General features: G+C 66.5%; 22 protein-coding genes and 1 pseudogene. 7 read left to right on the plus strand and 16 right to left on the minus strand.

The annotated features are described in order from the left end of the window. A partial coding sequence (locus tag AC1DYD_RS37190; RefSeq protein WP_478177068.1) for a hypothetical protein occupies positions 1 to 188 on the plus strand: 188 nt, incomplete at its 5' end. A 214-nt stretch (positions 189 to 402) separates the two neighbouring features. Here the strand turns inward: AC1DYD_RS37190 and AC1DYD_RS37195 are convergent. From AC1DYD_RS37195 to AC1DYD_RS37220, 6 genes and pseudogenes are all read right to left on the minus strand, one after another. After that, positions 403 to 1,068 carry a peroxiredoxin gene (locus AC1DYD_RS37195; protein WP_340364162.1) on the minus strand — a complete coding sequence of 222 codons (666 nt, stop codon included), beginning with the start codon at positions 1,066 to 1,068 and terminating at the stop codon, positions 403 to 405. 231 nt (positions 1,069 to 1,299) lie between these two features. Further along, positions 1,300 to 2,421: pseudogene (locus AC1DYD_RS37200) on the minus strand (DUF924 family protein); the annotation flags it as partial. Positions 2,422 to 2,710: 289 nt separating this feature from the next. Next, positions 2,711 to 3,154 (minus strand): cupin domain-containing protein, encoded by a 444-nt coding sequence (locus AC1DYD_RS37205; protein WP_478177754.1) that lies wholly within the window; start codon positions 3,152 to 3,154, stop codon positions 2,711 to 2,713. Next, positions 3,151 to 3,351, minus strand: coding sequence for a hypothetical protein (locus AC1DYD_RS37210; protein ID WP_478177755.1), 201 nt, complete (start codon positions 3,349 to 3,351; stop codon positions 3,151 to 3,153). The genes AC1DYD_RS37205 and AC1DYD_RS37210 overlap by 4 nt, the downstream gene beginning before the upstream one ends. Positions 3,352 to 3,515: 164 nt before the next feature. Further along, the gene (locus AC1DYD_RS37215; protein ID WP_478177756.1) at positions 3,516 to 3,848 is read right to left on the minus strand and encodes a hypothetical protein; all 333 of its coding nucleotides are present in this window, start codon (positions 3,846 to 3,848) and stop codon (positions 3,516 to 3,518) included. A gap of 25 nt (positions 3,849 to 3,873) precedes the next feature. After that, positions 3,874 to 4,167, minus strand: a complete 294-nt coding sequence (locus tag AC1DYD_RS37220) for a hypothetical protein (protein WP_478177757.1) — start codon at positions 4,165 to 4,167, stop codon at positions 3,874 to 3,876. Between the two features lie 196 nt (positions 4,168 to 4,363). Here AC1DYD_RS37220 and AC1DYD_RS37225 point away from each other — a divergent pair, with 196 nt between their 5' ends. Genes AC1DYD_RS37225 through AC1DYD_RS37240 form a run of 4 tightly spaced genes read left to right on the plus strand, consistent with a single transcriptional unit; the run spans position 4,364 to position 8,037 of the window. Then, entirely contained in the window at positions 4,364 to 5,338 is a 975-nt protein-coding gene (locus tag AC1DYD_RS37225; RefSeq protein ID WP_478177758.1) for a Bug family tripartite tricarboxylate transporter substrate binding protein, read from the plus strand. Beyond that, positions 5,338 to 6,207 (plus strand): isocitrate lyase/PEP mutase family protein, encoded by an 870-nt coding sequence (locus tag AC1DYD_RS37230; RefSeq protein WP_478177773.1) that lies wholly within the window; start codon positions 5,338 to 5,340, stop codon positions 6,205 to 6,207. The genes AC1DYD_RS37225 and AC1DYD_RS37230 overlap by 1 nt, the downstream gene beginning before the upstream one ends. Beyond that, positions 6,200 to 7,024 (plus strand): amidohydrolase family protein, encoded by an 825-nt coding sequence (locus AC1DYD_RS37235; RefSeq protein ID WP_478177759.1) that lies wholly within the window; start codon positions 6,200 to 6,202, stop codon positions 7,022 to 7,024. Before AC1DYD_RS37230 ends, AC1DYD_RS37235 begins: the two co-directional genes overlap by 8 nt. A 41-nt stretch (positions 7,025 to 7,065) precedes the next feature. After that, positions 7,066 to 8,037 carry a tripartite tricarboxylate transporter substrate binding protein gene (locus AC1DYD_RS37240; RefSeq protein WP_478177760.1) on the plus strand — a complete coding sequence of 324 codons (972 nt, stop codon included), beginning with the start codon at positions 7,066 to 7,068 and terminating at the stop codon, positions 8,035 to 8,037. An 18-nt stretch (positions 8,038 to 8,055) separates the two neighbouring features. Here AC1DYD_RS37240 and AC1DYD_RS37245 read toward each other — a convergent pair whose 3' ends face one another. From AC1DYD_RS37245 to AC1DYD_RS37290, 10 genes are all read right to left on the minus strand, one after another. Next, entirely contained in the window at positions 8,056 to 8,931 is an 876-nt protein-coding gene (locus AC1DYD_RS37245) for a LysR family transcriptional regulator (RefSeq protein ID WP_478177761.1), read from the minus strand. A 192-nt stretch (positions 8,932 to 9,123) separates the two neighbouring features. Beyond that, a complete protein-coding gene (locus AC1DYD_RS37250) occupies positions 9,124 to 9,420 on the minus strand; it encodes a RidA family protein (RefSeq protein WP_478177762.1) in 297 nt (98 codons plus the stop codon). Further along, entirely contained in the window at positions 9,417 to 10,883 is a 1,467-nt protein-coding gene (locus AC1DYD_RS37255; protein WP_478177763.1) for an N-acyl-D-amino-acid deacylase family protein, read from the minus strand. Before AC1DYD_RS37255 ends, AC1DYD_RS37250 begins: the two co-directional genes overlap by 4 nt. Before the next feature lie 13 nt (positions 10,884 to 10,896). Next, on the minus strand, positions 10,897 to 11,880 hold the full coding sequence (locus AC1DYD_RS37260) for an ABC transporter ATP-binding protein (RefSeq protein WP_478177764.1): 984 nt from the start codon (positions 11,878 to 11,880) through the stop codon (positions 10,897 to 10,899). Next, a complete protein-coding gene (locus AC1DYD_RS37265) occupies positions 11,877 to 12,908 on the minus strand; it encodes an ABC transporter ATP-binding protein (RefSeq protein WP_478177765.1) in 1,032 nt (343 codons plus the stop codon). The genes AC1DYD_RS37260 and AC1DYD_RS37265 overlap by 4 nt, the downstream gene beginning before the upstream one ends. A 10-nt stretch (positions 12,909 to 12,918) precedes the next feature. Beyond that, positions 12,919 to 13,827, minus strand: a complete 909-nt coding sequence (locus AC1DYD_RS37270) for an ABC transporter permease (protein ID WP_478177766.1) — start codon at positions 13,825 to 13,827, stop codon at positions 12,919 to 12,921. Between the two features lie 124 nt (positions 13,828 to 13,951). After that, positions 13,952 to 14,887 carry an ABC transporter permease gene (locus AC1DYD_RS37275; RefSeq protein ID WP_478177767.1) on the minus strand — a complete coding sequence of 312 codons (936 nt, stop codon included), beginning with the start codon at positions 14,885 to 14,887 and terminating at the stop codon, positions 13,952 to 13,954. A gap of 21 nt (positions 14,888 to 14,908) precedes the next feature. Then, complete coding sequence (locus AC1DYD_RS37280; protein ID WP_478177768.1) at positions 14,909 to 16,486, minus strand: ABC transporter substrate-binding protein; 1,578 nt, start codon at positions 16,484 to 16,486, stop codon at positions 14,909 to 14,911. 47 nt (positions 16,487 to 16,533) lie between these two features. Continuing rightward, positions 16,534 to 17,979, minus strand: coding sequence for a M81 family metallopeptidase (locus AC1DYD_RS37285; RefSeq protein ID WP_478177769.1), 1,446 nt, complete (start codon positions 17,977 to 17,979; stop codon positions 16,534 to 16,536). A 47-nt stretch (positions 17,980 to 18,026) separates the two neighbouring features. Then, positions 18,027 to 19,184, minus strand: coding sequence for an NAD(P)/FAD-dependent oxidoreductase (locus tag AC1DYD_RS37290; protein ID WP_478177770.1), 1,158 nt, complete (start codon positions 19,182 to 19,184; stop codon positions 18,027 to 18,029). 202 nt (positions 19,185 to 19,386) lie between these two features. Between AC1DYD_RS37290 and AC1DYD_RS37295 the strand changes: the two genes are divergently transcribed. Beyond that, positions 19,387 to 20,124 (plus strand): helix-turn-helix domain-containing protein, encoded by a 738-nt coding sequence (locus AC1DYD_RS37295; RefSeq protein ID WP_478177771.1) that lies wholly within the window; start codon positions 19,387 to 19,389, stop codon positions 20,122 to 20,124. Positions 20,125 to 20,794: 670 nt separating this feature from the next. Further along, a complete protein-coding gene (locus AC1DYD_RS37300) occupies positions 20,795 to 22,576 on the plus strand; it encodes a ShlB/FhaC/HecB family hemolysin secretion/activation protein (RefSeq protein ID WP_478177774.1) in 1,782 nt (593 codons plus the stop codon).

Genomic DNA, 22,576 nt, shown 5'->3' on the forward strand with positions numbered 1-22,576 from the left:
ACATCATGCCCAAGCTGGTCAGGGCGGTCGGGTTCATCGCGTCGGCGTTGTTCGCGCTCGTGGCAATGGAAATCTTTGCCGGACGCCAACTCACGCCCTTGTCGGCACCGTTGCCGTTCTTCGCCTATCCATTCCTGGTCGCCACGCTGTTCGGCTGGGCGTGGTCACATCTCAAAGAGAGAACATGATTCCCGACGCACCGCCTCGCACCAATGCGTGCGGCTGAATCTTGCGTCCGGCACCTTGCGGCCAGGAGGAGTCATTCGAAGTCGTCTGAGAATTTGCGTTGAACGGACGCTTAGCGCCTTGTCGGCAGGCTGCGGCCCGATGCTACGAGGCGCGCCGAGTCGGACAACGCGCGGCCGCGGCCGACTAATTTGGTGCATTGGCCAGATTGATGAATCAGAAGATGCGCAACGACGGATCGCGTACGTAGCGAAGATAGGGACGCACCTTGCGGAAGCCGCCCTGCTCAGCGAACATCTGTTCGGCTTCCTCGTCCGAGATGAACGGCAGCACAACCGTGTCGTCGCCCGGGTGCCAGTTGGCGGGCGTCGCGACATGGTGCCGGGCCGAGAGTTGCAGTGCATCGAGCACGCGCAGGATCTCGTCGAAGCTACGGCCGATAAAGGCCGGGTAGGTGATGATCAGCTCGACCCGTTTGGCCGGCGAAATGATGAACACGCTGCGCACCGTCATGGTCTCGCCGAGATGCTCGCCGTGACGGAAGGTGGTCGGATCGAGCATGCCGAACAGCATAGACACGCGGCGTTCCTTGTCCGCGATGATCGGGAAGTTGACGGTCGTGTTCTGGGTCTCGTTGATGTCGACCATCCAGCGCGCGTGGTCCTCGGTGCTGTCCACGCTGAGGCCGATCACCTTGGCGTTGCGCGCGCTCCATTCGGGCGCCAGCTTGGCGGTGACGCCGAGCTCGGTGGTGCACACCGGCGTGAAATCGGCAGGGTGCGAAAACAGCACGCACCAGCACTCGCCGATGAAGGCGTGGAAGTCGATGGGGCCCAGGCTGGTCTCGGCATGGAAGTCGGGCACGCTGTCGCCGATGCGGATGTAGCCCTGTTTCTTGAGCTGTTCCTGTGTCTTGCTGAAGACCCTGTCCGGCCCGAGGTACTTGAACTCGAAGGCGCCGTGCGGGGCCTCGTCGACATCCGGCAGCAGCGTCCGGTATTCATGGTCGAGCAGCTTCACGATGCGCCGCTTCACCGAGCCCGCGAAGACGAAGTCGCCGTCCGGGCCGCGCACCAGCGGCAGATCGAAGCGGAACGAGCTGTTGTCGAGGAAGTCGTTCTCGGCCGCCGTGTTGGCGCGTTGCAGCACCTTGTTGCGGTGGGGAAAGCGGCCGAAGCGCTGGATCACGGCGACGTGGCGGTGGAAGATCTCGTGGAATGCGTTGAGCGGGTCGTCGGACGCCAGTTCAAGCATCGCACGCCCCCATTCCTCCATGCACAGGTGCTGGTCGTCGAGCGCCTCGGAGTGGGTCAGGACCAGGCACAGGAAGACCCTTTCGACCGGGCGCAGCCGCTCGGCCACGCCGACGCGCAGGCCGCGCTTCACGAGGTCGCGGCAACGCGCATCGCAGGCGTACATCTGCGGCGTGTCGCGGTACAAGTTACGCGGGAACTGGTCGAGGATGATGACCAGCGCCACCAGCAGGCGCGGGTGGTCGACGTCGAGTGCCCAGTGGTCGTAGTGGCCCTTGGCGGCCAGCGCGACATCGGCGCCGAAGCGGGTCCAGATCTCCTGGTCGGTCTGCTCGGACTTGCCGAACCAGAGGTTGAGGCATTCCTCGATGTTCGGTCGCAGCATGTACTGCAACACCTGCTCCGCCTTGTCGATCTCGGCGGCGGCGATCTGGATGCCTTCGAGCTTCAGTAGCGTGCGCAGTTCGCGTCGCAATGTCTCGGTGTCTGCTTCCGACAAGGTCTCGCGTCCGTCGAGGCCCGCCAGGATCACCTGCAGGCTCTGCTGGATACGGCGGCCCAGCACCTCCGGCGGTTCCTCCGCGGAGAACAGGTCCATCAGCATGGACATTAGATCGGCCATTTGTGGGTCTCCTGGAGTAGGTGGATCCGGCGTCCGACACTCGGCGGTCGTGCGTAGCATCGTAGCGGGCATCGCTTCCGTACGTACCCATTGAACCGACGGGCGATTCCCCGTAATATGGGTTGGGCGGTCACGATCAACCGCAGGATTACATCGTGTGATTCGCCGCATCGAACCGCAGGCCTGGCCGGTATTGCACCGCACCCACATCGGCTTACGCTGCGCAGCCTCGCCGGCAGCTTGGCCTTGCTGCACTTCCGTTGAACCGGCTGAGCCTCCGCGATCGAACCGGGTTCGCCCCCACTGGGCGATCGCGGGACGAGATGCAGCGCCATGCGCAGGCAACATACGCGGTGGCATGGACGACGGGCCGCATGCTTTGACAACATGGTTCTGGGCAGCGAGGTGAGATCGCTTTGTGAAGCGACCGCCTTCGCTTGTTTAACGCGAACGGCTCGCCGAAGGCGCGTCGCAGCCTCACAAGTTTCCCAGGCGCTTGAACGTCCGCTGCCGATCGATTCGTATGTCAGCAACGGGCCCGGAACGCTAGTTCGGCGTCTGGAGAAGCGGACCTTCGAGCGAGCATCGACATAGCGCCCGGCGCGCTTCGATAGTTTCGGCAGACGCTGGACGCAGCCTCGGGTGTCGTTCAGGCTGCGACAGTCACACCGTGGCGATCGAGAACGGCCAGCAGCTTTGGAATATCGAGTGAGCCCACCGGAATCTCGTGGTCGACGGCGGTGAACATTTGGGCGGCCAAGGCGTTCTGCCCGGTGATCTCAAGCATCCGGCCACCACCCTTGCCGTACTGAAAGCCGTGCACAGTTCCGCGCGGTACATGCACGAGCGTTCCAGGTTGACAGGTGTGGGCGCGGCCGTCGCACAGAAAGCTGATCTCGCCGTCGAGGACGTAGAAGGATTCGTCCCAGTCGTGGCTATGCGGAGGCGGACCGGTTCCCTCGTCCCCCTGTTGAAAAGTGATCCCATAGCTCTGTGTTGCCGCATTCGACGCAAGCACCGTGACTTGCGTGCCAAGCACGTTCAGAGGAACTTCGCGCTGATCGGTCGTCAAGACAAAGTACGGAATCGTCATGATCCATTCCTCCAAACTGGCAGCACGATTCTGCGCGCCGCACCGAGCAGACACAAGCCATCGCGCGCGGCCACCTCCAAGAGCGAGACCTTCGCCGAGATCGTCGTGAATTCGGCGTCGGGGTGGAAACGGGCAGTCAGGGCGAAATCGTCCGCGAATACCGCTTCCGCATGGCGCGAATCGGAGCTTCGGGCCATGCGGTCGGTCAGCTTCCAACGAAGCGGACCGTTGCGGAATTCGGCGGTCGGCCATGAGCAGCGACGGCGGGTCGGGGGCAGTCCAGTACGCCGAATAGGCGATTTGGACCAAGCGATCCGACGCACGCATCGACACTCTCCGCCGGGACGAATCTACCGTCGGATCAGGCCCAGGCGATCCGGTAGTCGAGGGTGTGCCCGATGCGCTCCGAGAAGCGGGCGACCGACTTGGCCGCCACCCGTTCGCTGACACTCACCGGGACCAGCGTGGTGAGCCAGGCGCCTGCGCCCAGCGGCTCGCCCTCCAGCTTGCGAGAGCGTGAGGTTGGCGTGTAGCCCACGATCGCCTCTCGCTTGCCGGCCCCCTCGAGCAGGTCGTAAAGATCGCGGAACAGGATGAACGAGGTGTCGTTCTGGTGTGCCGACCAGTTCGCCACCGGGAGGAAGTCCACCAGGTGGATGAGCTGGTAGAAACGAGCCGTCGGCGTGCTCCACATCGAGGTCGCACTCGCTCACCAGGAACTACATCAGCGCCGGGCTCACCTCGGGGAGCGGGTGCACCGCGCGGGCGGCCGCATACTCGGCCTGCACTGCCTGGGCGGCAGCGGCGTCCCAGTGGACCTCCTTGCCCACCCGGGTGGTCATCACGAAGCGGGCGGCATTGCCCTCGAGGGTCTTGAAACTGGTGCGATCGAGGTCGAAGTTCGGGATCGGCTCGACCAGGACCTTGCCTGTGTGGTCAAAGGCGACGCCACGGGCGATGGCGGCCTTGCGCTGGGTCGTTGGGTCGGGCCGCTCGGCGGCGGACTGTTTCATTGGGATCCTCGGTGACTGCTCGCTTAGAGGAAGTCGGCGCTGCGGATGCCCGGCCACGCATGAATGTCCTGATGCCCGCGTCGCATCGTCATAAGGAAGGCTTATCGAAACTGAACAGAATTGGTGGTTCCGAAGATAGATGCTCCTCCCGATACTGGCTCTTCCCTGAGCTACAAATCTGACGGAGACCTCCACCATGACAACGACGCTTCGCATTGGCTTCTGGTGCGGACTGGCCATCGCCGCCACCAGCCACTGCGCATTCGCACAGACCCCGCCCGCCTGGCCGGTCAAGCCGATACGGCTGATCGTGCCTTTCTCGGCCGGGGGCGCCAATGATCTGATGGCACGGGTTGCCGCGGAAGGCGCATCCAAGGCGCTGGGGCAGCCCGTCATCGTCGAGAACAAACCCGGTGGTGCCACCAGCCTCGGCGCCGACATCGCTGCCAAGTCGGCGCCCGACGGCTACACGTTCCTGGTCAGCGCGGCGGGCGTGATCTCGAACAGCATGATCAAGAAGCACCTGCCGTACAAGGACAGCGACCTGACGCCGGTCGTCATGATCGGCCTGGCGCCCTCGGTCGTACTCGTGGCAGCGGATGCTCCCTACAAGGATCTCAAGGAGTTCATCGCTGCTTCGCGTACGGGCCAGGGCTTCCATTGGGCAACTGCCGGCACCGGGAGCACCCCGCACTTCGTGGCCGGGATCCTGCAGACCCAATACGGCGCAAAGCTGGATGTCGTGCCGTACAAGAGCGGCTCGGAGTCGATCACCGCCGTGATCGGCAAGCAGGTCGAGGCGACGTCCGAGGCCAGCATCGTCGCGCTGCCCTACATCACCAGCGGGAAGCTCAAGGCCCTGGCCGACACGTGGACCACGCGGATCTCTGCCTATCCGCAACTCTCGACGGCCACCGAGCAAGGCTTCGGCGACATACGCATCGCGCACTGGGCAGGTATCCACGCGCCGGCCGGAACGCCAGCCGCGATTCTCGACAAGATGAGTGATGCCGTGGACAAGGCAATGAAGACGCCTGAAGTCATCGATCGACTCAAGAAAGTCGGTATCGAGCCCATCGGCGGTACACGCGCCGCCTTCGTCAAGTTCGTCGACGACGAGCGCTCTCGTCTTGGCGCTGTCGTCAAGGCGACCGGCATGCGGGACGAATGATGAGCGGGATCAATCCAGGTACCCGGTTGCGCCAGCTTGTCGATGCGCGCCGCGGCTTGATGGTTCCCGGCGCAGCCAACGCACTGGCGGCCCGGGTGATCGAGCATCTCGGCTTCGAGGCCGTGTACTTGAGCGGTGCCGGCCTGACCAACACTTTCTACGGCATGCCCGATCTCGGATTTGCCGGCCTGACGGACATTGCCCAGCACACCGCCGCGATCCGCGACGCAGTGGCACTGCCCATCGTCGTGGATGCCGATACAGGCTTCGGCAACGCCCTGAACGTACGCCATACGGTGCGCACCCTGGAGCGCGCCGGGGCCAACGCAATCCAGCTCGAAGACCAGGCGATGCCGAAGAAGTGCGGTCACTTCGAGGGCAAATCCATCATCACGCAGCAGGAGATGGTGGGCAAGGTCAAGGCCGCGGTCGATGCGCGGCGGCACCCCGACTTTCTGGTCATTGCACGGACGGACGCTGCCGGCGTGGAAGGCGTCGATGAAGCCATCGCGCGGGCCGTCGCCTATGCGGAGGCTGGTGCAGACATCACCTTCGTCGAAGCGCCTGAATCTCTGGCGGCCCTGCGACGCATCCCGACGGAGATTCCGTGCCCGCAAGTGGTCAACGTGGTGATCGGCGGCAAGACGCCCACGCTCACGGCGGCCGAGTTCGCCGCCATGGGCTTCGGCCTGGTGCTGTACGCCAACGCCGCCCTGCAGGGCGCCGTGCGCGGGATGACGCAGGCGCTCCAGACCTTGCACAGCGTTGGGAAACTCGAGGAATCGAGCGGACTGGTTGCCACCTTTGCCGAACGCCAGGCGCTGGTGCGAAAGGATGAGTTCGATGCGCTCGAGCGACGCTATGCTTGAATCGTCCGCCACGCGCACCGCTGTCGACAGTCATGCGCATGTGTTCGTGCGCGGTCTGCCGCTGGCGCCGCGCCGGCGCCATGCCCCGGCGTACGACGCAACGCTTGCCGATTACCTTTCCCTCCTCGACAGGCAGGGCGTGTCGCACGGCGTTCTGGTGCAGCCGAGCTTCCTCGGAACCGACAATTCATTCTTGCTCGACGCCTTGCGGCGCGAGCGAGCGCGTTTGCGCGGCGTGGTCATGCTCGATCCATCGACGAGCGCGCAGCAGTTGCAGGAGTTGGACGCACTGGGTGTCCGCGGCGTCCGTCTGAACCTCGTCGGGCTTCCCATCCCCGACCTGCGCGGCGATCTCTGGTCCGGCTTCCTTGCAAGACTCCAGGCGCTCGATTGGCACGTGGAAGTGCATCGGGAGGCGGTCGATCTCAAGCAGTGCGTCGAGCCGCTGCTGCTCGCAGGCTGCAAGGTGGTCGTTGACCACTTCGGCCGACCGAATTGCGATGTTGAAGAGAGCCACAGCGGATTCGAATGGCTGCTGGCCCAGGCTGCGACCGGGCGCGTGTGGGTCAAGCTTGCGGCTGCCTATCGAAGCTGGAATCAGGAGGAGGGAGCGCAGGCCATCACGGCAGCGACCGCCCTGCTTGCGCATTTCGGACCTGAACGCCTGGTCTGGGGAAGCGACTGGCCCAACACGCAGCATCGGGATCGGGCCAGTTTTGCGTCGGCCCGGCGGGCACTCGACCAATGGGTTCCCGATCCGGAGGCACGCAGACGCATTCTTTTCGACACGCCCGCAGCGCTTTTTCGCTTCAGCTGAAGATCCAGCCGTCAGCCCCCAAATCACAATCGAGAGACAACATGACTTTTTCAGTTCTTGGCCGCGCGCTGATTGTTTGCGCAACGCTCTGCACCGGCGGCTGGGCTGCGGCGCAGGACTATCCCACCCGGCCGATCAAATTGATCGTGACCTACCCGCCGGGCGGTACCGTGGATGCGGTCGCGCGTATCGTCGCGCCCCCGCTGGCCATGCGGCTCGGTCAGCCCGTCGTGATCGACAATCGCGGTGGCGCGGGCGGCATGATCGGCGGTGATCTGGCAGCGAAGAGCCCTGCGGATGGCTACACGCTCATGCTGGATGCGTCCAATCACGCGCAGAACCCCGCACTGCACAGCAAGATGCCCTTTGACACCTTGGGTGCGTTCGCGCCGGTGTCGCTGCTGGTCAAGGTGCCCAACGTGCTGCTGGTGAATCCTGCCTATCCGGTGCACACGGTGGCCGACCTGATCGCGCGCGCCAAGGCCAAGCCTGGCGACGTCAACTACGCGTCGTCGGGCAACGGCTCGTCGCCGCATCTGGCCGCCGAACTGTTCGATTCAATGGCCAAGACTCACATGACACATGTCGCCTACAAGGGAGGCGGACCCGCGCTCACCGATGTGATGGCGGGGCAGGTTCCGGTGTTCTTTGCCAGCCTGGGCTCCTCGCTGCAATACATCAAGAGCGAGAAGCTGCGTGCGGTCGCCGTGGCGGGCAAGAGCCGGTCGGCCGTGCTGCCGAATGTTCCGACGATTGCGGAGTCCGGATTGCCGGGCTACGAGATGTACGAGTGGAATGCCGTCTTTGCGCCGGCTGGCACACCCGCGCCGATCATCGACAAGGTGTCGAAGGCCCTCGCAGCCGTCATCAAGGAGCCGGACGTCAATGCCCGTCTGGTGGCGTTGGGGGCAGAAACCATCGGATCGACGCCTGCGGAGCTGGACACCTTCCGAAGAGTGGAAATGACCAAGTGGACGCGCGTTGCCAAGGAAAACAACATCCGTCTCGACTAGGGCCTGGGTGAACAGGCCCTAGAGCATGTCCGCGAACACGTCCGCCAAGGTGGGGCGCGAGCGCGCCCGCCACAGCGCACTGAGGTCGAAGCGAGGAAGCTCGTCGCCGTCGCGCACGGTGGCGTAACGCACACCCTCGTGCCCGAGCGCCCGCACCGATTCCGGCAGCAGGGACCATCCCAGGCCGGCGGCGACGCAAGCCAGCACGGTGAGCGTTCGGTTGGCGTCTTGCACCACCCTGGTGTCGTGGCCGCGGCGACGGAACACACCCAGCAATTCGGCGCGCAAGGCGGGCATCTGCGATTCCGGAAACCAGACCAACCCCTGTGCGGCAACGTCGGCCAGCGAGACAGTGCCGTCCTCGGCGAGGGCATAGGTCGCAGGCACCACCGCGATGAGCTTGTCGTGCCCAAGCTGACGCTCGTGCAACTTGACCGCCAGCGAGACCGGGGGGTGGAGCAGCGCGACGTCGATCGTCCCGTTCTCGAGCGCCACCACCTGTTCGGCGTTGCTCATCTCCCGCAGTACCACCGCCACCTGGGGGTACTCGCGACGCAAACGATCAAGCGCATGCGGAAGCACCTTGTAGACGGCGTGCGTCACGAATCCGACGATCAGCCTGCCGCCCCGTCCCTGCGCGATCGCGCGAGCCCGGTCAGCGGCCGCATCGCCATGGGCCAGGCTGGCACGCAAGTCTTCGACGACGGCATGCCCTGCGTCCGTCAACAGGGCGCCGCGCCGCGTCCGCTCGAAGAGCTTGACGCCCAGCTCCTGCTCGATGCGATTGAGCGTCTGCGTCAGTGCTGGCTGGGCCTGGCCCAACTGCTCGGCAGCCCGGGTCAGGCTGCCGGCATCCGCGACGGCGACGATGCAACGCATCTGGCGAGTGTCCATGACCTGATTCCAAAGAGTCGCTGTTCAACATGACTGTGCAGCGATTGTGGCGGCTTCGAGCAGCGAGCGCCACGGCTGCAGACGCTCGTCCGCCAATGAACACAACCCGCCGCTCGCCGGTGTCCGCTGTCCGACGGACTGAGCGTTGTCAGGACCTCGCCATACGCGCCAAGCCTGCGGCTTCAAGTGGCATCAAGCCGGCAAACTCGTTCGCCTTGGCATTCGGAGCGGAAGACGGCACGCGGCGAACTCGCCCAGGTCCGCCAGCCACACGGTGACGCGCACCACGTCGCTGATGCGCGCGCCGCATCCGCCGAGCGTGAGGGCCACGCGTTCCAGCACGGCCTTCGTCTGCGCCTGGATGCCGCCCTCGACGATGTTGGCCTGCGCATCCATCGCGAGCACGCCCGAGAGGAACAGAAAGGCTCCTGCGCGCACGGCCTTCGAGAACGGAACAGGCAGGGGAGTCGGGTAGCGTTCGATGCTCATGTGGTTTCCTTGTGGTCCTTGCGCGCGATCACCTGCCCGTTGCGTGCTCCGCTGTGCACGCCGTGCTGCCAGGTGACGGCGCCATTCACGATCACCGCATCGATGCCTTCGGCCGGCCGCGTCGGCGTTTCGTAGTTCGCCGTGTCGCGCACCGTCGCGGCGTTGAAGATCACCACATCGGCGTGGAGGCCCGGCTTCAGCGTGCCGCGCTCGTGCAGGCCGAAGTTGCGGGCCGTGAGCCCGGTCATCTTCCACACCGCCGTCTCCAGCGGGAACAGGCCGATGTCGCGGCTGTAGTGGCCCAGCACACGCGGGAAGGTGCCCCACAGCCGCGGATGCGGCTTCTCGCCGAGCGGAATGCCGTCCGAGCCGATCATGGTCTCGTCGAACGCGAGGACGCGCTGCACGTCGTCCTCGTCCATCATGAAATAGATCGCGCTGCCGGGCTGAAGCCGCCGTGCCGCCTCCTCGCCCGACACGCCCCATTCGGCCGCGATGTCCTTCAGGTCGCGGCCCGCGCACTCGGGGTGCGGCACGCTCGAGGCGATCAGCACGCGGCCTTCCATCATCCCGCGGTCCGTGCGGATCATGGTGGAGCCGGCCGTGTACGGGTAGCAGTCGAGCCCGATGCACTGGTGCTGCATCGCTTCCTTGATGAAGGGCAGCGTGACTTTGGTCTTGCCGAAGTTCTGCACGTTCTGCACCTTGTGGTGCGACACCACCACCGGGATGTCGAGCGCGCGGCCGATGTGGAAGGTCTCTTCGAGCGCCTCCATCACGCGGTCGCTTTCGTCGCGCATGTGCGTCACGTAGAGTGCCTTGCGCGCCGTGAGCGGGCGGCCGACCTCGATGATCTCCTCGGTCGTGGCCTTCACGGCGGGCGGGTAGAAGGTGCCGGTCGACAGGCCGATCGCGCCGGCCTGCATGGCTTCCTCGACCAGCGCCTGCATGGCTGCGATCTCCGTATCGTTCGCGGGCCGGTCGAGGTCGGCCATGACCACGGCGCGCAGGGTCGAGTGGCCCACCATGGCGGCCACGTTCACCGACGAGGGCGTGGCGCGCAGTGCGTCGAGGTACGCCGCAAAGGTCGTGAAGCGGCCTTCGGCCGGGGAGTCGAGCAGGCTCAGCGGCATCGGCAGGTCCATGTCGGCGCGCAGCGGCGCCGCGCTGATGCCGCAGTTGCCCGCGATCACCGTGGTCACGCCCTGCGACACCTTGAAGGGCATCTGCGCCTGCGACAGCACGGCCTGGTCGTCGTGCGTGTGCGAGTCGATGAAGCCGGGCGCGACGATGCGGCCCGTGGCGTCCAGGGTCTGGTCGGCCGTGTGGCCCGCGAGCTGGCCGACGGCGGCGATGCGGCCGTTCAGGATGCCGATGTCGGCATCGAAACGCGGCGCCTTGGTGCCGTCGATCACGGTGCCGCCGCGAATCAGGAGGTCGTAGTGGGTCGGAGCATCGGACATGTGGATTCCTTCTTCAACGAAAATGGCAGGCCACCCAGTGGCCGCCGTTGGACGACGAGGGCCGCTCGGTCAGCTCGGGCGTCTTCTCCTTGCACACGGCCTGCGCCATCGGGCAGCGCGTGTGAAAGCGGCACCCCGAAGGTGGATTGGCGGGGCTCGGCGGATCGCCTTGCAGCAGGATGCGGCGCGCCGGCGTGCGCGGGTTCGGCACGGGCACGGCCGACAGCAGGATCTCGGTGTAGGGGTGCAGCGGCGTCGAGAACAGCGTGTCGCGGTCCGCGATCTCCACGATGTGGCCGAGGTACATCACCGCCACGCGATGGCTGATGTGGCGCACCACCGCGAGGTCGTGCGCGACGAACAGGTAGGCGATGCCCAACTCGGCCTGCAGATCCATCAGCAGGTTCACCACCTGCGCCTGCACCGACACGTCCAGCGCCGACACCGGTTCGTCGCAGACGATCAGCTTCGGGTTCAGCGCCAGCGCGCGCGCAATGCCCAGCCGCTGCCGCTGGCCGCCCGAGAACTCGTGCGGAAACTTCTTCGCCGCCTCGGGCCGCAGGCCGACGCGCGAGAACAGCCACTGCACGCGCTCGCGCCGCTCGGCCGCGTCGTCGGTGCCGAAGTTGCGCAGCGGCTCGGCCACGATGTCGCCGGCCGTCAGGCGCGGGTTCAGCGAGGCATACGGGTCCTGGAAGATGATCTGCAGCTGGCGACGGCGCAGGCGCATCTCGTTCGCCGGGAGCGTCAGCAGCTCCTCGCCGTCGAGCCGCACCGAGCCTGCGCTGGGCTCGACCAGCCGCAGCACCGACTTGGCCGTGGTCGTCTTGCCGCAGCCGGATTCGCCGACCAGCGAGAGCGTCTCGCCGCGCGCGACCGAAAACGACACGCCGTCGACCGCCTGGATCGCCGGCTTCGCGGGCCGCAGCCAGCGCTTGGGAGAGAGGTAGTGCTTGCGCAGATCGCGCACCTCGAGCAGCGGGGCCGCGGTCGTCATGCCATCACTCCGGCCGCATCGGCCCATTGTTCCTCGACGGCAAAGCAGGCCACCACATGGTCGCCGCCCTGCCGCACCAGCCGCGGCGTCTCCACGCGGCAGCGCTCGCGCGCATGGCCGCAGCGCGCCGCGAAGGCGCAGCCGCGTCCCAGCTCGTGCGCGGCCGGCACCAGCCCCGGGATCTCGGTGAGCCGCGTGCTCGCGGTATTCAATCCGGGCATCGAGGCCATCAGCGCGCGCGTGTAGGGATGCAGCGGCCGGTCGAACAGGTCGATCACGTCGGCTTCCTCGACCTTCCTGCCGGCATACATCACGACCACGCGGTCGCAGCTCTCGGCCACCACGCCGAGGTCGTGGGTGATCATCACCACGCCCATGCCCAGCTCCTTCTGAAGCCGCTTGATGAGATCGAGGATCTGCGCCTGGATCGTCACGTCCAGCGCCGTCGTCGGCTCGTCGGCGATCAGCACTTCGGGGTTGCAGGCCAGGGCCAGCGCGATCATGACGCGCTGGCGCATGCCGCCCGAGAGTTGGTGCGGGTACTCGTTCACGCGCCGCTCGGGCTCGGGGATCTGCACCACGCGCAGCATCTCGACCGCGCGCTTCATCGCATCGGCGCGGCCGGCCTTCTGGTGCAGCTGCACCGTCTCGGCGATCTGCCGGCCCACGGTGAGCACCGGGTTCAGCGAGGTCATCGGCTCCTGGAAGATCATCGAGATGCGGTTGCCGCGGATCTGCCGCATCTCGCGCTCGCTCAGCTGCATCAGGTCGGTGCCGCGCAGCCGCACGGCGCCCATGTGGCGCCCGGGCGGCGTCGGCACCAGCCGCAGGATCGACAGCGCGGTCACGCTCTTGCCGCAGCCCGATTCGCCGACCACGCCGAGCGTGCGGCCCGCGCGCACGGTGTAGGAAACGCCATCGACCGAGCGCACCACGCCCGCCAGCGTGTGGAAGTGCGTGCGCAGGTCGTCGACTTCGAGCAGCGGCTCGCCGGGGGCGAGCGCGGTGTGGGACATCGTGATCGTCATGGCGCCTCGCTCACAGTTGCCGCACCAGGCGCGGGTCGAGCGCATCGCGCAGGCCGTCGCCGAGCAGGTTGATGGCCAGCACCGTGGCCGCCAGCAGCAGGCCCGGGTACAGGATGATGTGGAACGCCACCGCCACGAAGTTGCGGCCCTCGGCCATCATGTTGCCCCAGCTGGGTGTCTGCGCAGGCACGCCGACGCCGAGGAAGGACAGCGCCGCCTCGGTCAGCACCGCGGCGGCGGCCACGAAGGTCGACTGCACGATCAGCGGCGCCACCATGTTGGGCAGCACATGCCGCAGCAGGATCAGCGGCAGCCGCGTGCCGACCGCGTGCGCGGCCTCGACGTAGAGCTGCTCGCGCAAGGTGAGCGCGAGCGAGCGCACCAGCCGCACCACGCGCGGAATCTCGGGCACGGTGATGGCGACGATCACCGTCGTCAGGCTGGCGCGCGTCACCGCCATGAGTGCAATGGCGAGCAGGATGCCGGGAATGGCCATCAGCCCGTCCATCACGCGCATCACCGGCCCGTCGGCCCAGCGCACGAAGCCCGCGAACAGGCCGGTCAGCACGCCGAAGAAGGTGGCCAGCAGCGCGACCGAGGCGCCGACGATCATCGACACCCGTCCGCCCCACACCGCGCGGCTGAACACGTCGCGGCCCAACGCGTCGGTGCCGAACCAGTGCTCGGATGAGGGCGGCTGCATGCGCGCGAGCGGGTCGATGTCCTGCGGGTCGAAGGTGGCGATCCAGGGCGCGGCGATGGAGATGGCGGCCACCGCGGCCAGCAGCAGCGCGCCGATGATGAGCGTGGGGTTCTTGCGCAGCCAGCGCCAGCGCGGCAGCACGAAGGGTGCGTCGTTGGCCGTGGCGCTGGGCGGCGCGGGCAGGTGGTGTTCACTCGTCGGCAGTAAGGTGGACATGATTCAGCTTGGTTGCACGGCCGATGCGGGAGACACCGCGGAACCGGCTTTGCCGGGCCGCTGGTGTCGCCCCCTGGAAGGGGGTTGGCGAAGCGACACGAAGTGCGCGAAGACTGGGGGTCATCTAATAATTGATGCGCGGGTCGAAGAGCCGGTAGCTCAGATCGATCAGCAGGTTGATCAGCACGTACACGCCGGCCGACAGCAGCAGCACGCTCTGGATCACGGGATAGTCATGGCGCTGTACCGAATCGATCACGAGTCGGCCCACGCCCGGAATGGCGAACACCGTCTCCGTCACCACCACGCCGCCGATCAGCAGTGCGATGCCCACGCCCACCGTGGTGGCGATGGGAATGGCCGCGTTGCGCAGCGCATGGCCCAGCACCGGCAGCACGCCGAGGCCCTTGGCGCGCGCGGTGCGGATGTAGTCTTCATGCAGCACCTCGAGCACCGTGGCGCGCGTCATGCGCGTCACGAGCGCGATGTACACCAGCGCCAGGTTCACGCAGGGAAGCACCAGGCCGCGCAGCCAGTCGCCGGGGCTTTCCGAGAAATGCACATAGCCCTGGACCGGAAACCACGGCAGCTCGATCGCGAAAGCGTAGATCAGCAGGTAGCCGACCAGGAACACCGGCACCGAGAAGGCGAGCACCGCGAACAGCATCACCAGCCGGTCGATCCAGCTGCCCGCGCGATAGGCCGCGAGCGTGCCCAGCGGCACGGCCACCACCAGCGTGATCGCCATGGTCAGCACTGCGATCGACACCGTGGGCTCCAGCCGCTGACCGAGCAGCTGCGTCACCGGCACCTGCGTGAAGATCGAGGTGCCGAGGTCGCCGGTGAAGAGCTTGCCCAGCCAGATCGCGAACTGCTGCCACAGCGGCAGATTCAGGCCCAGCGCGGCGCGCAGCTTCTCGATGTCTTCGACGGAGGCGAGGTCGCCGGCGATCAGCGCGGCCGGGTCGCCGGGCGACAGGTGAATCAGCAGGAACACCACCACGGCCACCACCGCCATGACGGGCAGCGTCGAGAGAAATCGTCGGAGGATGTAGCCCATGATGAAGCAGCGTGGTGCCGGTTATTTGTCGAGCACCCAGACCGTCGGCATGCCGGCCCAGAGCTTGTCGGTGCCCTTGAGGCTGGCGCGCGCGGCATACGCGGACGAATACTGGCCCGCGTTGATGTACGGCACCGCCTCGTAGGCGCGGGCCTGGAAGGCGTCGAGCACTTCCTTGCGCTTGGCCGGCACCGTTTCCTTGAGCCAGGCGCTGCGCAGTTCGTCGAGCGGCTTGTCGCAGGGCCAGCCGGGCAGGGAGTTGCCGCAGGCGGCGCTCAGGTAGGCGTTGGTGATCGGCGAATTGACGTCGAACTCGCCGGCCACGGTGACGTACATGTTCCAGCCGCCGGCCTCCGGTGCGTCGCGCTTGGCGCGGCGTGCGCCGATGGAAGCCCAGTCCATCGTCTGCGCGTCGACGTTCATGCCGATGCTGCGCATGGTTTGCGCGGCCATCAGCGCCTCGGCGTTGAGGTAGGTGACGTCGCTCGGCACCAGGAGCGTGACCTTCTCGCCCTTGTAGCCGGCGTCTGCGAGCATTTTCCTGGCCTTGGCCACGTCGGCCTTGCGGTAGGGCTCGGCGCCCGCGGCAGTCTCGTTGGGGCTGCCGCAGATGAAGAAGGTCTGGCAGTAGCTCATGCGCATGTCGAGCGGATAGCCCATGGCCGCGACGATGCGTTCCTGGCTCACGGCCTGCAGCAGCGCCTGGCGCACCTTCGGGTTGTCGAAGGGCGGCAGCAACTGGTTCATCACCAGGAAGCCCTGGTAGGTGCCGCCGGAGCCGATCTTCACGCTCGGGTCGGTGCGCAAGGGGGCAATGTAGTCGGGCGGCACCTGCTCCACCAGGTCGACCTCGCCGCGCTTGAGTGCCGCGATGGCGCTGTTGGCATCGGGCAGGTAAAGCCATTCCACGCGGTCGAAGGTGGTCTTCTTGCTGCCGGCCAGGCCGCTCGGCGGTTCGCTGCGCGGCACGTAGCCGGGGTTTCGCACGAACACCGTCTTGTTGCCCGGCACCCACTCGTCGCGCTTGAAGATGAAGGGGCCGGAGCCGATCACCTCGGGCAGCGGCGCGGTCGCGGGCATCTTGGCCAGCCGCTCCGGCAGGATCACCGGCGGAAAGCTGGAGGGCTTGGCCAGCCCGTCGAGCACCAGGCCGAAGGGCTCGGTGAGCGTGAGCGTGAAGGTGCGCCCATCCACGGCCTTCCACTCGGCGCCACCCGCCACCATGGCGCGGCCGATGCTGTCGCGCGCGGCCCAGCGCTGCAGCGAGGCGATGGCGTCGGCCGAGGTCACGGCGCTGCCGTCGGAAAACTTCAGACCCGGGCGCAGCGTGAAGCTCCACTGCTTGCCGTCCTTGGAGCTCGTGTACTTCTCGACCATCTGCGGCTGCGGCTTGCCGCTCGCGTCCTGCGCGAACAGCGTGTCGTAGACCATGTAGCCGAAGTTGCGCGAGATGTAGGCCGTGGTGAAGGTCGGGTCGAGGATCTTCAGGTCGGCATGCGCCACCACCTTCAGCGTCTTGGGCGGCGTCTGGGCGAGCGCCGGCAGGCACGCGGCTGAAAGCGCCAGGGTGGCAAGGGCTGCGAGCGTTCGTCGTTTCATCGTCGGTTCTCCGGTAAGGGCTGAAAAGAAGTGGGCCAGCCTGGGGGTCATGCCGTGATCGGCCACTTGGGCAGGCGGGCCTTGCGATACGGCAGCGTGCTGAGGTCCAGCGTCACGGCGCCCGGCGCGCCCGCATAGATCACATGCTTCGCGACCTTGGCGTACGAGGCATAGAAATGCTGCGACGACTTCACGACGATGATCTTCTTGGCCGCCAGGTCGCAGCCCAGCTGCGTGAACAGGTCGGTGCCCATCGCCTGGTTGCGCAGCGTGATCAGCACGATCTCGATGCCGTCGGCCTCGACCAGCGCGCTGTCACCCATCAGCGTGGGCGTTCCCGCCAGGCCGGTCATGACCAGGTCGTGCTGCAGCGCCTTCACGGTGCAATCGAGGTCCAGAGGGTCGCCCGACAGCGGGCTGATCTTGCCGCCGATGCGCATCGCGAGCTTCGCGCCCACGCCTGCGTCGAAGGCGATGCGCACTGCGATCGGGTCCCACATGGGGCCGATGGCCGCGTTGCGAATGCCGCGCTCGATCATGCGGCGCAGGATGAAGGTCGAATCACTGGCCGCGCCGCCGCCGGGGTTGTCGGCACCGTCGGACAGCACCACGGGGCCGCCGTCGAAGGCCAGCGCCTCGTCGAGCGAGGCGTCGATGCTCGGATAGTTGACCGTGAGCCCGTCGCGCATGGCGATCAGCTCGTCGGCGAGCTGGCGCGCCAGCGCGTCGGCCTTGGCCTGGTTGCCGTCGGCGTAGACCAGCACCTTGGTGCCCATCTCGGACACGTCGCCCCATGAGAAGCCGTGCGTCAACGAGACCGACAGCACGCCGTCCTTGCCCTCGAGCGACTGCATGCGCTCGACGAAGCCGCGCGCCGGCTCGCGCGAGGTGTGGACCGTGACGATCATGTCGCAGTCGACCACAGCGGCCACCGGCCTGACCTTGCCTTCGACGGTGGCGGCGCAGATGTCGACCAGCTCCAGCCCGCGCTCGAGCACGTCGGTGTGCGGGTACTCCTTGAAGGAGATCATCACGTCGGCGTTGGCGACCATCGCGGGCGTGAGGTGGTTGTGCGGATCGAGCTCCGCGCCGATCACCACGCCGGGCCCGACGATCTGCCGCACGCGCGCCAGCAAATCGCCTTCGCAGTCGTCATAGCCGTCGGCCACCATCGCGCCGTGCAGGCCGAGCAGCACCATGTCGACCGGCAGCACCGCGCGCAGGTCGTTCAGCAGTTCTTCGCGCAGCGTCTCGTAGGCATGGCGCGTGGTCGTGCCGCTGGGCTGCGCGCCGGCGACCATGCCCTCGAACAGCTGCCATCCCTTGTCGGCGCCGCGCATGCGCGCGGCCCACAGCGGGCCCGAGAACAGCGTCATCGCATCGGGATGCTTGCCGGCGGCGAAGTAGCCGCGGTCCTTGAAGGAGGCGAGGCTGGTCGGCATCGGGCCGAAGGTGTTGGTTTCGGTGGCGAGGGAGGCACTGAAGACACGCATGGGTGGGTTCTCGTTGAGGTAGGAGGGCGGTTGTTCTTGCCCGGCGATCAGGCGCAGGCCGCGCGCAGCCGCTGCGGGCCCAGCATCTCGGCCGTGAGCCCGAAGGCCGCGATGCGCTCGGGCAGCGGCAGCCCGCGTGCCAGCGCGGCGCAGGCCTCGCCCATGGCGGCCGAGGTCTGGATGCCGTAGCCGCCTTGCGCCGCGACCCAGAAGAAGCCGGGCGCCCCGGGCTCGAAACCGCCGACCAGGTCGCCGTCGGCCACGAAGGAACGCAGCCCGGCCCAGGTGCGCGTGGGGCGGCGGATGGCGAGCGTGGTCGCTTCCTCGATGCGGTGCACGGCGATGGCGATGTCGAGCTCCTCGGGCTGCACATCCTGCGGCTCGGTGGGGTCGGCATTGGCCGGCGAACCGAGCAGCATGCCGGCGTCGGGCTTGATGTACCAGCCTTCGTCGGCGCCGAAGACCATGGGCCAGTGCGCGACGCTCTCGCCCTCGGGCGGCGCGAAGATGAAGGCCGAGCGCCGGCGCGGCTCGATGCCCAGCGGCTGCACGCCCGCCATGCGGGCGATGGCGTCGACCCAGGCGCCGGCCGCGTTGAGCACCACCGGCGCCTCGTACACGGCGCCGCCGGCCTGCACGCGCCAGCGGTCGCCGATGCGTTCGATGGCCGTCACGTCCGCATCGCACACCAGCTTGCCGCCGGCCTGCCGCATGCCGCGCAGGTAGCCCTGGTGAATGGCGTGCACGTCCATGTCGGCCGCATCGGGTTCGTACACCGCGCCCAGCACCTGTTCGGGCCGCAGCGCCGGCACCATCTCGCGCGCCTGTTCGCCGCTCAGCCGCGACGCGCCGGTGTTCATGGCGCGCAGTACCTCCCAGTGGGCTTCGAGCTCGGCCATGTGCGCCTTGCCCGCGACCATCATGGCCCCGCGCGGCGTGAGCAGCGGATGCTCCGTGAAGCCCGCGGGCGGGTCTTCGAGGAAGGCGCGGCTGGCCCTCGTGAGGGCGCGCACCTGCGGCGTGCCGTAGCTTTCCATGAAGAGGGCGGCGGAGCGGCCGGTGGAGTGGTAGCCGGGCTGCGATTCGCGTTCGAGCAGGACCACGTGGGCGTGGGGCGCGAGCCAGTGGGCCACCGAGGCCCCGGCGATGCCGCCGCCAATCACGAGGTAGTCGGCCACGAAGGGCGCTGGGGTGCTGGTACTCATCGGCGAAAAGTGTAGATAGAAATTTGCGGATACGCAAATTCATTCGACCCTATCAAGGGAAAACCATGGGCACCGAATCGGTGAAATTTGCGTCAACGCAATTTGCGTATACGCAACTTCCGGGCCCGCGTCATGCGGGTCGGCATGGATGGCGTGACGCCGGGCTGGCAGAATCTCCCTGCATCACAAGAGAAAGCCACGCGTGAATCCACACACAGGGACCAAGCCGGGGACGAAGCCGAAGGAAGAGCCGCCCAAGCTGGACCGCACCACTTTCGGCCATCGACTGCGCACTGCGCGCAAGCGCTTCGGCTGGACGCTGGCGCAACTGGCCGAGCGCTCTGGCGTGTCGATCACCACCATCTCGCGCGCCGAACGCGGCCAGCTCGCGCTGGGCTACGAGAACTTCACCGCGCTGGGCCGTGCGCTCGAGATGGACATGAATGCGATGTTCGCGGGGGCCGGCGTCAAGCCCGCGCAGCTCGAAGGGCCGGTGGTCACGCGTGCGGGCAAGGGCGTGGTGTACCGCGGACTCTCGATCGCCTACGAGTTCCTCGGCACCACGGCGGCCGGAAAGCAGATGAGCCCCGTCGTCGGCACGGTGCATGCACGCCGCATTCACGGCCCCGAGGACTTCGTGCGGCATGCGGGCGAGGAGTTCGCCTATGTGCTGTCAGGCGAGATCGAGGTGCACTTCGAGAACGGCGAAGTGGTTCACCTGGCGCGCGGCGATTCGCTGTACTTCGACAGCCGTCTCGGCCATGCCTACGTGAGCGTGAGCCGCCAGCTCGCGAAGATCGTGGGCATGACCTCGAGCGAAAGCGGCCTGATGCGCTCCGCGCGCGACGGCGACGAGCGCATGGCGCCCATGGTGAAGACTGCGCGCAAGCCTGCCGCAAAGAAAAGCGCCAAGACCGCCAAAGCCGGAAAGCGCGCTTAGCCCACTTTATCGACGCCGTCGAAGACGGATGGCGGAGGAAAGCCGGATGGTCGCATGTGATTCTGGGCGCCGGTCGAGCGCTCTGGCGCGTCGAAATTCTTTCGAGTCAGCTTCAGACCCACACAAGCCTTTTGGGAGGAAGACATAGGGCCGTACGCATCGGCAATGTCTGCTCCTCCGTGCAAACGCAAATAGACGTTGAGCGTGCCGTATCAAAGCGGACCGGCAATTCGAGACACCAACTCATTGTGTCGAGCGAGAGGTAAGAAGATCTTCTTATTTCCATCGATGTGGATGTTTATTTGGCAATTGAATGGCGACTTGCGCGGTGAATTTCTTCGAAAGAAGAAGAGAGATATTGCACGAATTCCAGACGAATCTGATGTCGTCGCGCGGACTTGCATTCCTACAATAATCAGTCAAGAAAAGCCGTTCCTCTGCCCCGAGAGAGGCATCCGACGGATGTGCGCAAGGCATCGGTGGGCGACCGCTCCCGAGGTGCGCGGCGCCCTAGAAAATCGCCGGCATTTCTTGACAGAATTTTTGTCAATCTCGACTCGCTTATACGAAGAAATCATTCGTCTGGGCTGAGCAATTCAGGGTGGTGGTGCTTTCGGATCGACGCGGCGATTTCGCATATTCCGCGTCCTTCGGCGCATCAATAAGAACAATGACTTTTTCTTTCCGCGGGCGTGCGTCGCCCAAAGCGGCTGTTTGCCGCGTTCCGAAACTCTCGGCCTCCATCCTCTCGCCCCTTTTGCTGACGGGTGTTGCCGCCGCGTTCGCGGCGCATGCGCAAGTCGCCTCCACGCCCAGGCCGATCATCGAGGAGCAACGCCAGCAAGAGCGCGAACGCGCTTTGCGCGAGCAGCAGGAACGCACGGTCGACACTCGGCCGAAGCCCGCGGTCATCGATGCGCAAACCTTGGCGGAGGACGAGCGGCCGTGCTTTCGCATCGATCGGCTGGTGCTCTCGGGCGAACTGGCGGACGATTTCCAATGGGCGCTGGATGCCGCAGCGAGATCGGGTGAAGCAGCCGACGACTGGCAGGGTCGCTGCCTCGGCACCGCAGGCGTCAACGTCATCCTCGCGCGCGTCCAGCAGGCCGTGATCGCCCAAGGCTATGTCACCACACGCGTGCTCGTTGGCCCGCAAGACCTTGCCGCCGGCACATTGGTCCTGACGCTGGTCCCCAGTCGTGTTGCATCGATCCGCTTCAAGGATCGGGAAGAAGGCGAGGACAAGACCTCCACCAGCCTGCGCGGCGCCATCCCGGCGCAAGTGGGCCGTCTCGTCAACCTGCGCGACATCGAACAGGGCCTGGAGAACCTCAAGCGCCTGCCCACCGCTGACGCCGACATCCAGATCGAGGCTTCCCCTGCGCCAGGCGCGCGGCCAGGCGACAGCGACCTGGTGGTCGCGTACACGCGCAAACGCCCACTGCGCGCGACCCTGAGCCTGGACGACGGTGGAACGGATGCCACCGGCAAGACACAGGCCGGTGCGACCGTCGCGTGGGATGGCCCCCTCGGGCTGAACGACCTCTTCTATGTCAGCCTGAATCACGATGCCTTCAACCATCAGGGGCAGGGCACGGCCGGACAGACGGTGCACTACGCCGTTCCGTACGGCTACTGGTTGCTGAGCGCGACGGCATCGCAGAACGACTACCACCAGTCCGTGGCAGGCCTGGGCCAGAACTACGTCTACAGCGGCGAGTCGAGCAATGCCGAGGTCAAGCTCGCGAGGCTGATCTACAGGGATGCCTCGCGCAAGACGACGACAGCGCTTCGGGCATGGCGCCGGGCTTCGCACAACTTCGTCGACGACACCGAGATCGACGTCCAGCGGCGCGTCGTGGGTGGCTGGGAGGCCAGCGCGAATCACCGCGAGTTCATCGGCGAAGCGACGCTGGACGGAACCCTGGCGTACCGCCGCGGAACGGGCGCGTTCGGATCGAAGGAAGCGCCCGAAGAACCTTTCGGCGACGGCACCTCGCACATGGAACTGTTCACGGCCGAGGCCAGCCTGAACGCGCCTTTCAAACTCGCAGGCGAGCAGTTCCGCTACAGCGGACTCTGGCGCGCGCAGTGGAACGGGACGCCCCTCACGCCGCAGGACCGTTTCGCCATCGGCGGGCGCTACACGGTACGCGGCTTCGATGGCGAGAACAGCTTGCTGGGCGAGCGCGGCTGGCTCATCCGCAATGACCTGGGCTGGGCGCTCGGCCGAAGGGGCGCCGAACTCTATGCCGGCGTGGACTACGGACATGTCGGAGGTCTTTCGGTCGAGTTCCAGCTCGGCAACGAACTGGCGGGCGGCGTCGTCGGCATTCGCGGCGTCTTCCAGGGCCTGAACTATGACGTCTTCGTCGGCGCGCCCATCAGCAAGCCCGAGGGCTTTCGCACCGCGAAGCTCACTGCCGGCTTCAGCCTGAACTACAACTTCTGA

It is taken from the genome of Variovorax sp. P4_B11, from assembly GCF_056402355.1.

Bases quoted from the DNA above. Each gene is read 5' to 3' on its own strand.
- AC1DYD_RS37205 (WP_478177754.1), bottom strand. From the start codon at position 3,154: ATGACGATTCCGTACTTTGTCTTGACGACCGATCAGCGCGAAGTTCCT.
- AC1DYD_RS37210 (WP_478177755.1), bottom strand. From the start codon at position 3,351: ATGGCCCGAAGCTCCGATTCGCGCCATGCGGAAGCGGTATTCGCGGAC.
- AC1DYD_RS37215 (WP_478177756.1), bottom strand. From the start codon at position 3,848: ATGTGGAGCACGCCGACGGCTCGTTTCTACCAGCTCATCCACCTGGTG.
- AC1DYD_RS37220 (WP_478177757.1), bottom strand. From the start codon at position 4,167: ATGAAACAGTCCGCCGCCGAGCGGCCCGACCCAACGACCCAGCGCAAG.
- AC1DYD_RS37225 (WP_478177758.1), top strand. From the start codon at position 4,364: ATGACAACGACGCTTCGCATTGGCTTCTGGTGCGGACTGGCCATCGCC.
- AC1DYD_RS37230 (WP_478177773.1), top strand. From the start codon at position 5,338: ATGAGCGGGATCAATCCAGGTACCCGGTTGCGCCAGCTTGTCGATGCG.
- AC1DYD_RS37235 (WP_478177759.1), top strand. From the start codon at position 6,200: ATGCTTGAATCGTCCGCCACGCGCACCGCTGTCGACAGTCATGCGCAT.
- AC1DYD_RS37240 (WP_478177760.1), top strand. From the start codon at position 7,066: ATGACTTTTTCAGTTCTTGGCCGCGCGCTGATTGTTTGCGCAACGCTC.
- AC1DYD_RS37245 (WP_478177761.1), bottom strand. From the start codon at position 8,931: ATGGACACTCGCCAGATGCGTTGCATCGTCGCCGTCGCGGATGCCGGC.
- AC1DYD_RS37250 (WP_478177762.1), bottom strand. From the start codon at position 9,420: ATGAGCATCGAACGCTACCCGACTCCCCTGCCTGTTCCGTTCTCGAAG.
- AC1DYD_RS37255 (WP_478177763.1), bottom strand. From the start codon at position 10,883: ATGTCCGATGCTCCGACCCACTACGACCTCCTGATTCGCGGCGGCACC.
- AC1DYD_RS37260 (WP_478177764.1), bottom strand. From the start codon at position 11,880: ATGACGACCGCGGCCCCGCTGCTCGAGGTGCGCGATCTGCGCAAGCAC.
- AC1DYD_RS37265 (WP_478177765.1), bottom strand. From the start codon at position 12,908: ATGACGATCACGATGTCCCACACCGCGCTCGCCCCCGGCGAGCCGCTG.
- AC1DYD_RS37270 (WP_478177766.1), bottom strand. From the start codon at position 13,827: ATGTCCACCTTACTGCCGACGAGTGAACACCACCTGCCCGCGCCGCCC.
- AC1DYD_RS37275 (WP_478177767.1), bottom strand. From the start codon at position 14,887: ATGGGCTACATCCTCCGACGATTTCTCTCGACGCTGCCCGTCATGGCG.
- AC1DYD_RS37280 (WP_478177768.1), bottom strand. From the start codon at position 16,486: ATGAAACGACGAACGCTCGCAGCCCTTGCCACCCTGGCGCTTTCAGCC.
- AC1DYD_RS37285 (WP_478177769.1), bottom strand. From the start codon at position 17,979: ATGCGTGTCTTCAGTGCCTCCCTCGCCACCGAAACCAACACCTTCGGC.
- AC1DYD_RS37290 (WP_478177770.1), bottom strand. From the start codon at position 19,184: ATGAGTACCAGCACCCCAGCGCCCTTCGTGGCCGACTACCTCGTGATT.
- AC1DYD_RS37300 (WP_478177774.1), top strand. From the start codon at position 20,795: ATGACTTTTTCTTTCCGCGGGCGTGCGTCGCCCAAAGCGGCTGTTTGC.